Origin of the sequence: Mesorhizobium sp. BR1-1-2 (assembly GCF_020165435.1) — a bacterium.
Taxonomy (GTDB): Bacteria; Pseudomonadota; Alphaproteobacteria; order Rhizobiales; family Rhizobiaceae; genus Mesorhizobium.
Map to the genome: position 1 here is coordinate 617,277 of NZ_JAIUID010000003.1, position 12,882 is coordinate 630,158.

Genomic DNA, 12,882 nt, shown 5'->3' on the forward strand with positions numbered 1-12,882 from the left:
CATTTACGAGGGCAATGGCTCGCGGCGATTTTATCAAAACAGAAAATACCGCTGCGCCATCGGCAGCACCGTCGCCGGTTCGCAGGTCAAGAGTTCGCCGTCGGCACGAACCTCGTAAGTCTCGGGGTCGACCTCGACATGCGGCGTGGCGTCGTTGAGCACCATCGAATGCTTGCCGATGCCGCCGCGCGTGTTTTCCACCGCGACGAATTGCTTGTCGACGCCGAGCCGGCCGTGCAGACCGGACTCCAGTGCCGCCTTCGAGACGAAGGTCACCGAGGAATTGGTCCGCGCCTTGCCGTAGGCGCCGAACATCGGCCGGTAGTGCATCGGCTGCGGCGTCGGGATCGAGGCGTTGGGATCGCCCATCGGCGCCGCCGCGATCATGCCTCCGATCAGCACCATATCTGGCTTGACGCCGAAGAAGGCCGGGTTCCACAGCACCAGGTCGGCGCGTTTGCCGACGGCGACCGAACCGATCTCCTTCGACAGCCCGTGCGCGATGGCCGGGTTGATCGTGTATTTCGCGATGTAGCGGCGGACGCGGAAATTGTCGTTGTCGCCGGTTTCCTGCGGCAGAGAACCGCGCTGGCGCTTCATCTTGTCGGCGGTCTGCCAGGTCCGGATCGCCACCTCGCCGACGCGGCCCATCGCTTGCGAGTCCGAGGAGATGATCGAGAAGGCGCCGATGTCGTGCAAGATGTCTTCCGCCGCGATGGTCTCCTTGCGAATGCGGCTTTCGGCGAAGGCGATGTCTTCGGGGATCGACGGCGACAGATGATGGCAGACCATCAGCATGTCGAGATGTTCGGCCAGCGTGTTGACCGTGTAGGGCCGCGTCGGGTTGGTCGAGGACGGGATGACGTTGGGCAGGCCGCAGACCTTGATGATGTCGGGCGCATGGCCGCCGCCGGCCCCTTCGGTGTGGAAGGCGTGGATGGTGCGGCCCTTGATCGCCGCCACCGTGTTCTCGACGAAGCCGGATTCATTGAGCGTATCGGTGTGGATCATCACCTGGACGTCATGGTCGTCGGCGACCGACAGGCAGCAGTCGATCGCGGCCGGCGTGGTGCCCCAGTCCTCGTGCAGCTTCAGCGAGCAGGCACCGCCCAGCACCATCTCCTCGAGCGCCGCGGGCAGGGAGGCGTTGCCCTTGCCCGACAGGCCGATGTTCATCGGGAACGCGTCGAAGGACTGGATCATGCGCGCCATGTGCCATGGCCCGGGCGTGCAGGTGGTGGCGAGCGTGCCATGTGCCGGGCCGGTGCCGCCGCCGAGCATCGTGGTGATGCCCGACATCAGCGCTTCCTCGATCTGCTGCGGACAGATGAAATGGATATGCGCGTCGAAGCCGCCCGCGGTAAGGATCTTGCCTTCGCCGGCGATGATCTCGGTGCCGGGGCCGATGATGATGGTGACGCCATCCTGCGTGTCCGGATTGCCGGCCTTGCCGATTGCCGCGATGCGGCCGTCCCTGAGGCCGATATCGGCCTTGAAGATGCCGGCGCTGGCGTCGATCACCAGCGCGTTGGTGATGACGGTGTCGACCGCTCCTTGCGCGCGGGAGACCTGGCTCTGGCCCATGCCGTCGCGGATGACCTTGCCGCCGCCGAATTTCACCTCCTCGCCATGAATGGTGAAATCCCTCTCGACCTCGATGATGAGTTCGGTGTCGGCAAGCCGCACCCTGTCGCCGACGGTCGGGCCGTACATCTGCGCATAGGCGGCTCGGGTTATTCTGGCCATCAGTGATTGCTCCCGAATTGCGGTGCTGGTGAAACCGGGCTGCACATTGCCGCCATCCAATGGTCACGCAATGACCCGCTGGCCGACACCTTCTGATCCCATTTGGCGGTTGAGGTTGGCAGGTCACCCCAAAACGACCGTTTGCCAAATCGATGGAAGGAAAATCCATGCGCAAAACGATAGTTCTCGCCGCTGCCGCCACCCTGATGCTGGCAGGCGCCGCCAGTGCCCAGCAGCAGCCCGCGCAACAGCCCGCTCCAGCAGCGCCGGCCGCGCCCGCCCCCGGCGGGCAGCAGGCCGCGCCGACGATCCAGAGCGTCAACATCGTCGACATCACCGAACTGCCGAAGGACACCCAGACGCAGGTCAACCAGGTGATCGCCCAGCGCGGCGATGCTGGCCTGCAAAAGCTGCGCAGCTCGATCGACGCCACGCCCAAGGTCAAATCCGCCCTTGAGGCCAAGGGCATGACCTCGGCGCAGGTGGTCGCGGCCAGCATGGAGCCCAACGGCGCCCTGACCCTGATCACCAAGAAGGCGAGCTGACGGCGCGCCTGCGCGGCGGGCCGTCGTCCGGTCCGCCCGCGCTATCTGGAAGGGAACCTTGGCCGGGCAGGAGCCGTTTCGTTTCATCGGCGCTGAACGGCGCCGCGAAATGAACCCGTCCAGGAGCGAGCGATGGCGATCAACCCCGGCAAGAGACGGCTCTGTGCCTTCGCCTCGATGGCATTCCTGGTGGCAGGCAGCCCCGGAGCCTCCCTTCACGCGCAAGGGCTTGAAAGTCCGGAGACCGTCAACCGGATCATCGGTTCCGATGTCAAGCAGGAAGAAACCAGGAGCGATGCCGAAGCCGGCAAAGTCGCCAGGGCGATCGACCGGACGCGTGAAAACATCGGCACGGTGCGCAAGACATCCAAGCTCGACAAGGTCGATATCGTCTTCCTGACCGATGCCGCGCGCACCGAAGGCGGTCCGCCGCCGGTGATCGAGACCAAGGTCAAGCAGCATCAGGATGACATTGCGGAGCTGCGCAAGGAGATCGAGGCCAACGCGCTGCTGTTCAACGCCATCGACTCGCGACGCGTGCTTGCTCAGGACGTTCTCGCCGTGGAATTCGACGACCCCGGAAAGATCGTTATCTATGCGGCGGCCAAGCCGTCCGATTGAGCCGAGAGCACAGCTCGCTTTCATGCTCGCCCGAAAGCCCTTTGCGGTCTTTGCACGCCGCGCATGAGGCGCCATCGGCCTCACAGTTTGCCCATCACCTTCTGCTGAAAGCCATAGACCTCGCGCTTGCCGCCCAGCGGCACCAGCGTGACGTCGCGCTCCTGTCCGGGCTCGAAGCGCATGGCGGTGCCGGCGGCGATGTCGAGGCGCATGCCGCGCGCCCGTTCGCGGTCGAATTTCAAGCCCTCATTGGTCTCGAAGAAATGATAGTGGCTGCCGACCTGGATTGGCCGGTCGCCGCTGTTGGCCACTTTGAGCGTAGCCGTCGGCAAGCCTTTGTTCAGGTCGATGTCGCCGTCGGCGGGAATGATTTCGCCTGGAATCATCGTTCGTCACACGGCGCCGAAAACGAGGCCGAGCCCGATCGCCGTGCAGGCGGCACCCGCGGTCCGCACGAGCACGCGAAACCGGGTGCCGAGGCCAAGCCCGGCGGCGATGCCGGCGGCGTGCAGCAGCGCCGTGGCGACGGCAAAGCCGGCCATATATTCAAGCCCTGCGGCATTTTCCGGCACTTCGGTGCCATGGGCGTGGCCATGAACCAGCGCGAACGCGCCGATGATGGCGACGCCGGCCGAGACAGGAAGATCGACGGCCAGCGCCACGAACAATCCGAGCGCCACCACCGACGCCAGTATGCCCGGCTCGACGAAGGGCAGCGGCACATGCAGCATGCCGAGCGCGCCACCGGCCAGCATGACCCCCACGAACGCGGCCGGCCACGCCCACATGGCCTTGCCGCCTTTCTGTGCCGCCCACAGGCCGACCGCGACCATCACGGTCATATGATCGAGGCCGGAGAGCGGATGCATGAAGCCGGCGCTGAAGGAGGAGGTCGTGCCTGCCCCGACATGGGCATAGGCGGGCATTGCGGCAGCCAGGAGCAGGATCGCAGAGAGGCACAGGCGTTTGGCGGGGATCATTCTACTTGCCTTTCGTTTGTGAGTGCAAAGGTCACGCGGCCTTGGCCGGACCGCAGCCCTCGGCTTTGAGGATGCGCCTGGTGGACGCCGGATATTTCTCCAGCATTGCCGGCGGACGGATCGGCCGTGCCGAGAAATTGCCGCCGCAATTGGGGCAGGTGCCGCCGAGCACGGTTTGCACGCAATCGGCGCAGAAGGTGCACTCGAAGGTGCAGATCAGCGCATCCGTCGCTTCCGGCGGCAGGTCCTTGTCGCAGCATTCGCAGTTCGGGCGCAGCTCAAGCATGTTTGTCTCCTCACCGTATCGGCTCATGCACGGTCACCAGCTTGGTGCCGTCCGGGAATGTCGCCTCCACCTGCACGTCGTGGATCATCTCGGCGATGCCATCCATCACCTGGGCGCGGCTGACGACGTGGGCGCCGGCTTCCATCAGCTCGGCAACCGGGCGGCCGTCGCGGGCGCCTTCGACGACGAAGTCGGTGATCAGCGCGATCGCCTCCGGATGGTTGAGCTTGACGCCGCGCTCCAGCCGCTTGCGCGCCACGATCGCCGCCATGGCGATCAGCAGCTTGTCCTTTTCCCTCGGCGTCAGGTTCATGCGTTTCCCTGGAATGATGCGGACACGATCACAGTGACCATATTTTGGGCAGTCCCGCCTTTCCGTTGAGCAAGCCGACGAGCGGAACCAGATGCTGGCGCAGCCGGTAGCCGTCGCCGGCGTAAAGCCTCGCAAGAAGCTTGCCAGATTCCTGCACGCTCCAGGCGCTGGCGCCGCCCTGGCCGCCAATGATCTCCCGAACCGGATCGAGAAGCGCTTCCGCCCGCGGCGAGATCAGCAGCACCGTCGCCATCGCGACGGCGCCGCCGGCGATCGGCGGGCGCGCGAGGGTCGCGGCGATGTCGGGCCCGATGCGGAAATCCTCGGCATGGATGAGAGCTCCGCCCTGGCGGATGCGCCAGCGGTCGTGAAAGCCGCCCTGGACCGCGCGTTCGCCCATCGCCGTCCGGCCGAAGATGGTGGCTTCCAGCACCAGCGCCTCGGCGCCGGCCGCAAGATCGAGGTCGAGCGTGCGGGCAAAGGCCGATCGGTCGAAAACGATGGTTTCCTGCGGCAGCCAGGCGATGCGGCCGTTTTCGCCGACCCTTAGCCGGACGCTGACTTCGGCCCTGTCGGACGCGGCGCGATAGATCTTCTCGCAGGCCTGGGTCGTTACCGTGGCGCTGGCATGCGCGCCGACGTCGATCTCCCAGCCGAGGCGGTCGCCTCCGGTCAGCCCGCCCGCGGTGTTGATCAGCACGGCTTCCAGCGGGCCGCCGGAAACGGCCGGCATCCTTATCTTGGCGGAACCGTCCTGATAGAGGCGGCGCAGCCGTGTGCGGCCGTCTTGACTGGCGCAGACAAGCTGCGCAAGTCCGGCCGCCCGCTGCGCCGGCGGGGCCGAAAATCCGGTATGTACGATCGTATCCACGCCGTCAGGTTAAGCACCGCGGCGGTTTTGTCGATATATAGCTTGTTGCTTGATGGCGTTTCCGTTTCTATAGAGGGAGCCACCTTGGTACGCTCATGCGACGCCTGGCGGGGGTCTAAGGCGACGGTCGCGGCCTGATATCGAGGACAAAAAGGCGCTGTTCAGTTGGCGTCGGGAAACGACAAAGTGGGGAAGAGACCGAATGGCTGACCAACTGGCGACCGAAATCATCGAAAAGATCAAGGCCCATGCCGAGCCGGGCGGCGAGGAGATCACCACCAGCACCGAATTGACGGCGCTCGGCATCCATTCGCTGGAACTGACCGAGATCATCTTCGATCTCGAGGAGCAGTATGGCATCGAGATCGAGATGAACACGGTCGATGCCTGGAGCAACCTGAAGAATGTTGGCGACATGGTCGAGGCCGTTCGCGCGCTGATCGCGAAAAAAGCCTGACCGGATGCACAAGCGCGTCGTCATTACCGGCATCGGCGGGCTGTGTGGTCTGGGCACCGATGTGCAGGCCATCTGGACCGAGATGCGGGCCGGGCGCTCGGCGATCGGTCCCATCGACAACCCGTTCCTGCACGATTTGAAGGTCAAGATCGGCTGCGAGATCAAGGCGCTGCCCGACCATGGCATCGAGCGCAAGCAGCTGGTGTCGATGGACCGTTTCAGCCTGTTGGCGGTGATTGCCGCCCGCGAAGCCTTACAGCAGTCCGGCTTGGCCCCTCATGCGGACAATACCTACCGCATGGGCGCCGTCATCGGCATCGGCGTCTGCGGCTTCGAGACGGTCGAGGAGAACTACCGCGCCATCCTGATCGAGGGCAAGAATCGCGCCGGCATCTTCACGGTGCCGAAGGTCATGCCGGGTGCCGCCGCCGGCCAGGTCAGCATGCATCTCGGCCTGCGTGGACCGGTGTTCGGCGTCACATCGGCCTGCTCGTCGGCCAACCACGCCATCGCATCGGCGGTCGACCAGATCCGGCTCGGCCGCGCCGACGTCATGGTCGCCGGCGGCACCGAGGCGCCGCTGGTCTGGGGCGTGCTGAAGGGGTGGGAGGCGCTGCGCGTGCTGTCGCCCGACACCTGCCGGCCGTTTTCGGCCGATCGCCAAGGCCTGGTGCTCGGCGAAGGCGCCGGCATGGCGGTTCTGGAAAGCTACGACCATGCGGTGGCGCGCGGCGCAAACATCCTTGCCGAGATCGTCGGCGCCGGCCTCTCGGCCGATGCCTCCGACATCGTTGCGCCGACCATAGAGGGGCCGGAAGCGGCGATGCGTTTCTGCCTGGCGGACGCCGGGCTGAACCCCGAGGATATCGACTACCTCAACGCGCACGGCACCGGCACCAAGGCCAATGACCAGATCGAGACCGCCGCGATCAAGCGCGTCTTCGGCGAGCACGCGCGCTCGCTTTCCGTCTCGTCGACCAAGTCGATGCATGCCCATTGCCTTGGCGCCTCGGGCGGGCTGGAGATGATCGCCTGCGTCATGGCGATCCGCGAGGGCGTGGTGCCGCCGACCGCGAATTTCCGCGAGGCCGACCCCGATTGCGATCTCGACGTGACGCCGAACGTCGCGCGCGAGCGCAAGGTGCGCGCCGCCATCAGCAACGGCTTCGCCTTCGGCGGCACCAATGCGGTGCTGGCCTTCAAGGCGATCTGATCCCGGCGATCATGGTCTTCCCCGCAGGTCTCCATCTGCCGGCACCCTTCGATTTGTTGACTGTGCGTGCACGGCCAAACGTCTGCCGCCGCATTGATCATGCCAGGGCCCACGCCTAATCCTTTGCCCACCACGACCGCGCCGCTCGGTGCGGTTCCCGCCCAGGAGTTCTCGATGGCCGACCTGTCCGCCTTTCCGATCACCGCCCGCTGGCCGGCCAGGCATCCGGACCGGATCCAGCTCTATTCCGCGACGACCCCGAACGGGGTGAAGATATCGATCGCCCTGGAAGAGATCGGCCTGGCCTACGAGCCGCATTATGTGGATATCGGCAAAAACGAAAGCTGGACGCCGGAATTCCTGTCGCTCAATCCCAACGGCAAGATACCGGCGATCATCGATCCGAACGGTCCCGACGGCAAGCCGATCGGCCTGTTCGAGTCCGGCGCCATCCTGCTCTACCTCGCCGACAAGACCGGCCTGCTCGTCCCCGCGGACGCGGCGCGGCGCTACGAGACGATCCAGTGGGTGTTCTTCCAGATGGCGGCCGTCGGCCCGATCTTCGGCCAGGTCGGCTTTTTCCACAAATTCGCCGGCCGCGAGATCGCCGACAAGCGGCCGCTGGAGCGCTACCGCGATGAATCGCGCCGCCTGCTCGGCGTTCTCGACGGCAGGCTGAAGGGCCGCAGATGGATCATGGACAATGACTACACCATCGCCGACATCTCGCTCGTCGGCTGGGTGCGCAATTTGATCGGCTTCTATGAGGCGCGCGACCTCGTCGGCTTCGATGATTTCGTCAGCCTGGCGGCATGGCTGGAGCGCAGCCTGGCGCGGCCGGCGGTGCAGAAGGGCCTGACCATTCCGGCAAAGGGCTGAAAGCTCCCGCCGCCTCGGGCGGCGGAATGTCGTAGGCTCGGCTATTTCGCCTTGGCTTTCGAGCCGCCTTTGCCCATCACGGAGGCCGCCAGCGAAGCGGCGCCGCGCGCTGTCGCCACCACCGCGCCGGCTGCAACGCTCGCCACCGTGCGGACAGTGCCGGGCTTGTCTGGCGCCGGCTTGCGCGCGCTGGCCGGCTTTGCGGCCGTGGCCGCGACTTTCCGAGGTGCGGCCTTGCCGAAGCTGGGCTTGGCGTCCTTCGAACGTTCGGCGATCGCCGGACCAGCGCCGGCTTTGGCCTGCGTCGTCTTCGCCGTCCTGGTCTTGGCGGCCGCGGGTTTTCTTGCCTTGGTTGCCATTGCAAAATCCCCTTACGCCGGACAATCGGGTTCGCGGTCATAACGGTGCGAAACCCCTTAAGGTTCCCGCCTCCGAATATCGACAATTGAACAGGTTAACCAATCACCAGGTCGGCCGCCCGGCGCCGCGCCAGCACGCGTTCGATGTTGGGCATGTCGTTGGAGGCGATCCAGGCGCGCGCATCCTCCTCGGTGCGGCCATGTTCGTGCCAGCGCTCCATCAGCCGGCGCTCGAGCTCGTTGCGCGGCACCTCGACGAAGATCGAGAAATCGAACAGCGGCGCCAGCCGCGACCACGGCTCCTCGTCGAGCAGCAGATAATTGCCCTCGACCAGGATGAATTTGGTCTCCGCGCCGATGATCGCGGCCGCGGCGCGCGACAGTTCCATGGTGCGGTCGAACACCGGGACGGCGATGTCGGGCTCTCCCGCCCGGATGCGCTTCAGAAGCGTCTCGAAGCCGCCGAAGTCGAACGTATCCGGCGCGCCCTTTCGCGCGCGCAGCCCGCGCCGGTTGAGGACGACGTCGTCATAGTGGAAGCCGTCCATCGGCACGACCTCAACGGCGCCTTCCGGCAACAGATCGTGCAGGCTCGCCGACAATGTCGACTTGCCGGCCCCCGGCGGTCCGGCAATGGCGACGATGAAGCGCTTTGCCTTGCCGGCGCGCTTGAAGATGGTGGCGGCGAGATGGGCGATTTCGGACATGGCAGCCTCGCGTGCCCTGATGGTTGGCGCGACCGCTATTCTGGCGGCACTCGGCGGAAATTTCAAACCGGCATTTTGGGTAAGGAACGGCGGTCGAATGTCAAAAGCGGGGCGTTCGAAGCATCCACTCAGCCGGCCGCGGCCTGCCCGATGCGCAGGAAATCGCTGTCGAAGGGCACCTCCCGCGCCGGGCCTCCGCCCGAGAGCCGCATGCGGCCGTCCGCCGTGGTGACCTCTTGCGGCGGCTCGGTGCCCGACAGCGGCAGGGCGCCGATGACATGGCGGAAGGAGACGCTGGAGCCTTCGCCGAGCGCGAAAGCCGTCGCCACGCCTTCGCGCGTCAGCCAGTTGTCGCCGATCGAGGCGGCATGGCCGACGGCTGTGCGCCCGTCCTCGATGCCGAGCACGCCGAGATGCCGGCCGCTCCACGGCGCGTAGTCGCGGCCGCCATTGCTGAACCACAGCATGGTGACCGGCAGCTCGGCCGGGTTCTTCAGCACCAGAACCAGATCGTCCTCGGCCCGGCGCGCCAGGGCCGTCCAGCCCGGCCCACCATGATCGGCCTCGACCAGCGTGACGAAATCCTCGCGCCGATCGTCCATGCGGTAATCCGTCAGGTCGAGCGTGCCGCCGCCGGCGGCGGGAAAATGGCCGAGATCGCTGGTGCGCCCGGGATAGGCGAGCAGGAAGCGGCCGCGCGTGGGATCGGGCTCCAGCGGATCGGTGGGCGAAGCGGCGAAGCGTTTGGGCGAAAAGGCCAGCCGGCCGCCATCCGTCATCGCCGTCATCGGATGATGGGCGACGGAGATCGCGCCGTGGCCGCCGGAAAACACATGTTCCTGGTAGAGGAAGGCATGGCCGTCGCGCAGCGTCAGGATCTTGTCGACACTCGCGCCCATCACCTTGCGGCGCAGCCGGAAAACGGCTCGCCAGCCGCCGTCCACGGCGCTGCTTTCGGTGACGTCCCAGGCGCTGTTGGCCGGCCAGCCATGCAGCGGCGCTTCCTCGACGTCGCTGCGCGAAAACGGCGCGCACAGGAAATCGCCGGACAGCCGCACCGTGCCCTCGGGCAAGTCGGCCGGCAGCGTATCGCGTGGCGCGCCGACCCAGGGCGCGCGGTGCAGCGGCCGCAATTGGCGCCCGCCATCCTCGACCACCATGTCGGCGATATGGCCGACCGTGGTGTCGAGCGAAACCGAAATGCCGCGTGCCTTGAGGGTGACCTTATCCATGGCGCTCTCATCGAATCCGAAAGCACAACAAGAACCGTTCGCCACCGGATGCGCAAGCACCGCGACCGGCATTTCGCATCAGTGTTGGAAGGCTTGGGTTTCCTCGCCCCCGCGAAAGGCGGGGGAGAGGTGGCCGCGAAGCGGCCGGAGAGGGCTTTCGTAGGGCGCAGACCTGCAATGTCTCCAGATCATACGGCATGGTCGGCGCTGCCCCCGCTCCGTCTCGGCTTCGCCGAGCCACCTCTCCCCCACTTTGTGGGGGCGAGGAAACCCAAGCTTGAAGCAGACAAAGCTGGGGCTACCGCCATTAACCAAATGGACGCGGCTGGCGGGTTACGTTAGCTTCGCCGCATCTCAGCAACAGCCTGACCCGAACAGACTTGCCCTTGTCCCACCAGCGTCGCCTTCCGCTCGTCCAGAGACTTTTCGTCGCCCTTGGCCTGTTGCTGATGGCTGCGGGCTGCTCGACCACGACGCCGCCGGACTCTGTGCTCGCCGTGCCTGCGCCGCCGCAGAAATACGCGGCCATCGTCGTCGACATCAGAAGCGGCAAGCAGCTGTTCGAGGTCAATTCGAGGGCACCGCGCTATCCGGCCTCGCTGACCAAGATGATGACGCTCTACCTGCTGTTCGAGGCGATGGAGAGCGGCCGCGTCTCCAAGGAAACGCAGATCCCGGTCTCCGACCACGCCGCCTCGCAGCCGCCGACCAAGCTGCGCTTCCGGCGCGGGGAAACGATCGACGTCGATTCCGCCATCCGCGCCATCGTCGTCAAATCGGCCAATGACGTGGCGGTGGCGGTGGGCGAATATCTCGGCGGCTCGGAGGAGCAGTTCGCCGCCATGATGACATCCAAGGCGCGCCAGCTCGGCATGACCAGCACCGTTTTCCGCAACGCCTCGGGCCTGCCCGACGGCGGCCAGGTCACCAGCGCGCGCGACATGGCGGTGCTCGGCATGGCGCTGCACCAGCGCTTCCCCCAGCATTTCCACTATTTCTCCGAAAGCGACTTCATGTTCCGCGGTCGGCTGGTGCGCGGCCACAACGACATGCTCGGCCGCGTGCGCGGTGTGAACGGCATCAAGACCGGCTATATCAGGGCCTCCGGCTTCAACATCGTCACCTCCTACGAAGCCGACGGCCGCCAGCTGATCGTGGTGGTGATGGGCGCCGACAGCGCCCGCCAGCGCAACGACCATGTCGAGGCGCTGATCCAGCGCAGCCTGTCGCCAGCGATAGCCGACGCCCCGACCAGGGTGATGTACGCCGAACAGCAGTGAGCGGGCGAGCTGTCGTCGCCGCTTTCGCCAATCACCAGCGTCGCGAGGATGGCGCCGGCGTTGCGGCGCTCCTTTCTCCCCGTCACTTACGGGGAGAAATGCCCGGCAGGGCAATGAGGGACGGCGCCGGCGCTCTAAAGCGGGTGTCAGCGCCGAAGCGCGAACCGATTGCCCTGCAAGCTGCTCCGTTTATCTCCGATAGGAATTTTTTCTTGACAGGGTGAGGGCCACTATGCTACTGTTCTCGCTATGGTGCTGATTTGCGCCAGCCGCCCGCCGCAAGGCGGGTTTTTTGTTGCCGTCGCCATGGCCGCCAATCTCGAATGTCTCTCTACCGGGCGAGCCTCGAAAGGCGGCCCGCTGCCCCTTCCTGTCACGCAATCGTCCGCAAGGCATGGCATAGGGCTGCTCAAATCCGCCGCGATGCTGGCGAAGCATCGCCCCCTCGGTCTATCAATCTTCCACCACGGCAGGAGCCCGCATCATGAGCACCGTTCCCAAGGCGTCCGAGCAGCAGGCGGCGGACAATGACAGCGGCGGCGAATATTTCGAGGCGCCGACCACCGGAGAGGACCTGCACGGCGTTTCGGACGAGCATTTCGATACGCCCGAGGTGCCCGACTCCGAACCGGCGGGCCCCGGCGCCTCGCGGGCCAAGCCCAAGAAAAGACCGTCGGCGATCTCGGGCCGCAAATTCCGCAAGCGCGACCTGGTGCGCATCGACGATTTGCGCCCGAGCCTCGCCGACCGCATCCGCTCCGACCATCCGGGCCTGCCGCATGGCGCCCGCATCAGCCGCGAGGAGCTCGGCCGCTACCGCATGCGCTACATGGAGGAGCTGCTCCAGCAGGAACATGGCGAATTCTCCGAGCTCGACCGCCAGGTGGTGGAATCGATCGCCCGGCAGGACACGATTTCGGAAAACTCGGAAGAGGAATTCGAGGAGCACCGCTCCTTCGCCGACCGCGTCTCCGACAATATGGCCGCCTTCGGCGGCAGCTGGTGGTTCCTGATCTCGTTCGCCGGCGTGCTCCTGGTGTGGATCGCCATCAATCTGTTCGAGGGCTTGAACCGCGCCTTCGATCCCTACCCCTTCATCCTGCTCAACCTGCTGCTCTCCTGCATCGCCGCCATCCAGGCGCCCATCATCATGATGAGCCAGAAGCGCCAGGAGGTGAAAGACCGCCTGCGCTCCTTCAACGACTACCGCGTCAACCTCAAGGCCGAGCTCGAAGTGCGCCATCTGCACGAAAAGCTCGACTACCTCATCTCGCGCCAATGGACGCGCCTGGCCGAAATGCAGCAGATGCAGCTCGACGCCATGCATGAGCTGACGGGCGCGAAGAAGGCGAAGCGCGCGGTGCGGGGGAGAAGGGCGGTGAGGGGGCAGGCG

At 65.8% G+C, this 12,882-nt stretch carries 16 protein-coding genes; 7 read left to right on the forward strand and 9 right to left on the reverse strand.

The features are described 5' to 3' along the window. Positions 1-33 precede the first annotated feature (33 nt). Complete coding sequence (gene ureC / locus LB551_RS09475) at positions 34-1,746, reverse strand: urease subunit alpha (RefSeq protein ID WP_411970937.1); 1,713 nt, start codon at positions 1,744-1,746, stop codon at positions 34-36. A gap of 167 nt (positions 1,747-1,913) precedes the next feature. On the opposite strand from ureC, the gene LB551_RS09480 reads away from it, so the two are divergent. Continuing rightward, positions 1,914-2,291, forward strand: coding sequence for a hypothetical protein (locus LB551_RS09480; RefSeq protein WP_140514392.1), 378 nt, complete (start codon positions 1,914-1,916; stop codon positions 2,289-2,291). A gap of 132 nt (positions 2,292-2,423) precedes the next feature. Next, a complete protein-coding gene (locus LB551_RS09485; protein ID WP_224658996.1) occupies positions 2,424-2,912 on the forward strand; it encodes a hypothetical protein in 489 nt (162 codons plus the stop codon). 80 nt (positions 2,913-2,992) lie between these two features. Here the strand turns inward: LB551_RS09485 and LB551_RS09490 are convergent, their stop codons facing one another. Genes LB551_RS09490 through LB551_RS09510 form a run of 5 tightly spaced genes read right to left on the reverse strand, consistent with a single transcriptional unit; the run spans position 2,993 to position 5,362 of the window. Beyond that, complete coding sequence (locus LB551_RS09490; protein ID WP_224626274.1) at positions 2,993-3,298, reverse strand: urease subunit beta; 306 nt, start codon at positions 3,296-3,298, stop codon at positions 2,993-2,995. Between the two features lie 6 nt (positions 3,299-3,304). After that, entirely contained in the window at positions 3,305-3,892 is a 588-nt protein-coding gene (locus tag LB551_RS09495) for a HupE/UreJ family protein (RefSeq protein WP_224658997.1), read from the reverse strand. Between the two features lie 31 nt (positions 3,893-3,923). Beyond that, the gene (locus LB551_RS09500; RefSeq protein WP_224658998.1) at positions 3,924-4,178 is read right to left on the reverse strand and encodes a DUF1272 domain-containing protein; all 255 of its coding nucleotides are present in this window, start codon (positions 4,176-4,178) and stop codon (positions 3,924-3,926) included. A 10-nt stretch (positions 4,179-4,188) separates the two neighbouring features. Further along, a complete protein-coding gene (locus tag LB551_RS09505; RefSeq protein WP_056254120.1) occupies positions 4,189-4,491 on the reverse strand; it encodes an urease subunit gamma in 303 nt (100 codons plus the stop codon). A 28-nt stretch (positions 4,492-4,519) separates the two neighbouring features. Further along, entirely contained in the window at positions 4,520-5,362 is an 843-nt protein-coding gene (locus LB551_RS09510) for an urease accessory protein UreD (RefSeq protein ID WP_224658999.1), read from the reverse strand. 202 nt (positions 5,363-5,564) lie between these two features. Here LB551_RS09510 and LB551_RS09515 point away from each other — a divergent pair, with 202 nt between their 5' ends. The 3 genes from LB551_RS09515 (at position 5,565) to LB551_RS09525 (ending at position 7,911) form a co-directional block, all read left to right on the forward strand. After that, positions 5,565-5,819 (forward strand): acyl carrier protein, encoded by a 255-nt coding sequence (locus LB551_RS09515; protein ID WP_140491308.1) that lies wholly within the window; start codon positions 5,565-5,567, stop codon positions 5,817-5,819. 4 nt (positions 5,820-5,823) lie between these two features. Then, on the forward strand, positions 5,824-7,032 hold the full coding sequence (locus LB551_RS09520; protein ID WP_224626221.1) for a beta-ketoacyl-[acyl-carrier-protein] synthase family protein: 1,209 nt from the start codon (positions 5,824-5,826) through the stop codon (positions 7,030-7,032). A gap of 174 nt (positions 7,033-7,206) precedes the next feature. Then, the gene (locus tag LB551_RS09525) at positions 7,207-7,911 is read left to right on the forward strand and encodes a glutathione S-transferase family protein (protein ID WP_224659000.1); all 705 of its coding nucleotides are present in this window, start codon (positions 7,207-7,209) and stop codon (positions 7,909-7,911) included. Between the two features lie 41 nt (positions 7,912-7,952). Here the strand turns inward: LB551_RS09525 and LB551_RS09530 are convergent, their stop codons facing one another. The 3 genes from LB551_RS09530 to LB551_RS09540 all read right to left on the reverse strand — a co-directional run bounded on the left by LB551_RS09530 (position 7,953) and on the right by LB551_RS09540 (position 10,209). After that, positions 7,953-8,270: a hypothetical protein gene (locus LB551_RS09530; RefSeq protein ID WP_224659001.1), complete on the reverse strand. Its 318-nt coding sequence runs from the start codon at positions 8,268-8,270 to the stop codon at positions 7,953-7,955. Between the two features lie 95 nt (positions 8,271-8,365). Then, positions 8,366-8,977: a nucleoside triphosphate hydrolase gene (locus tag LB551_RS09535; RefSeq protein ID WP_224659002.1), complete on the reverse strand. Its 612-nt coding sequence runs from the start codon at positions 8,975-8,977 to the stop codon at positions 8,366-8,368. 128 nt (positions 8,978-9,105) lie between these two features. After that, complete coding sequence (locus tag LB551_RS09540) at positions 9,106-10,209, reverse strand: hypothetical protein (RefSeq protein WP_224659003.1); 1,104 nt, start codon at positions 10,207-10,209, stop codon at positions 9,106-9,108. Between the two features lie 386 nt (positions 10,210-10,595). Between LB551_RS09540 and LB551_RS09545 the strand changes: the two genes are divergently transcribed. Continuing rightward, positions 10,596-11,489: a D-alanyl-D-alanine carboxypeptidase family protein gene (locus LB551_RS09545; protein ID WP_140551557.1), complete on the forward strand. Its 894-nt coding sequence runs from the start codon at positions 10,596-10,598 to the stop codon at positions 11,487-11,489. 484 nt (positions 11,490-11,973) lie between these two features. After that, a partial coding sequence (locus LB551_RS09550; RefSeq protein ID WP_224659004.1) for a DUF1003 domain-containing protein occupies positions 11,974-12,882 on the forward strand: 909 nt, incomplete at its 3' end.

Bases quoted from the DNA above. Each gene is read 5' to 3' on its own strand.
- ureC (WP_411970937.1), bottom strand. From the start codon at position 1,746: ATGGCCAGAATAACCCGAGCCGCCTATGCGCAGATGTACGGCCCGACC.
- LB551_RS09480 (WP_140514392.1), top strand. From the start codon at position 1,914: ATGCGCAAAACGATAGTTCTCGCCGCTGCCGCCACCCTGATGCTGGCA.
- LB551_RS09485 (WP_224658996.1), top strand. From the start codon at position 2,424: ATGGCGATCAACCCCGGCAAGAGACGGCTCTGTGCCTTCGCCTCGATG.
- LB551_RS09490 (WP_224626274.1), bottom strand. From the start codon at position 3,298: ATGATTCCAGGCGAAATCATTCCCGCCGACGGCGACATCGACCTGAAC.
- LB551_RS09495 (WP_224658997.1), bottom strand. From the start codon at position 3,892: ATGATCCCCGCCAAACGCCTGTGCCTCTCTGCGATCCTGCTCCTGGCT.
- LB551_RS09500 (WP_224658998.1), bottom strand. From the start codon at position 4,178: ATGCTTGAGCTGCGCCCGAACTGCGAATGCTGCGACAAGGACCTGCCG.
- LB551_RS09505 (WP_056254120.1), bottom strand. From the start codon at position 4,491: ATGAACCTGACGCCGAGGGAAAAGGACAAGCTGCTGATCGCCATGGCG.
- LB551_RS09515 (WP_140491308.1), top strand. From the start codon at position 5,565: ATGGCTGACCAACTGGCGACCGAAATCATCGAAAAGATCAAGGCCCAT.
- LB551_RS09520 (WP_224626221.1), top strand. From the start codon at position 5,824: ATGCACAAGCGCGTCGTCATTACCGGCATCGGCGGGCTGTGTGGTCTG.
- LB551_RS09525 (WP_224659000.1), top strand. From the start codon at position 7,207: ATGGCCGACCTGTCCGCCTTTCCGATCACCGCCCGCTGGCCGGCCAGG.
- LB551_RS09530 (WP_224659001.1), bottom strand. From the start codon at position 8,270: ATGGCAACCAAGGCAAGAAAACCCGCGGCCGCCAAGACCAGGACGGCG.
- LB551_RS09535 (WP_224659002.1), bottom strand. From the start codon at position 8,977: ATGTCCGAAATCGCCCATCTCGCCGCCACCATCTTCAAGCGCGCCGGC.
- LB551_RS09540 (WP_224659003.1), bottom strand. From the start codon at position 10,209: ATGGATAAGGTCACCCTCAAGGCACGCGGCATTTCGGTTTCGCTCGAC.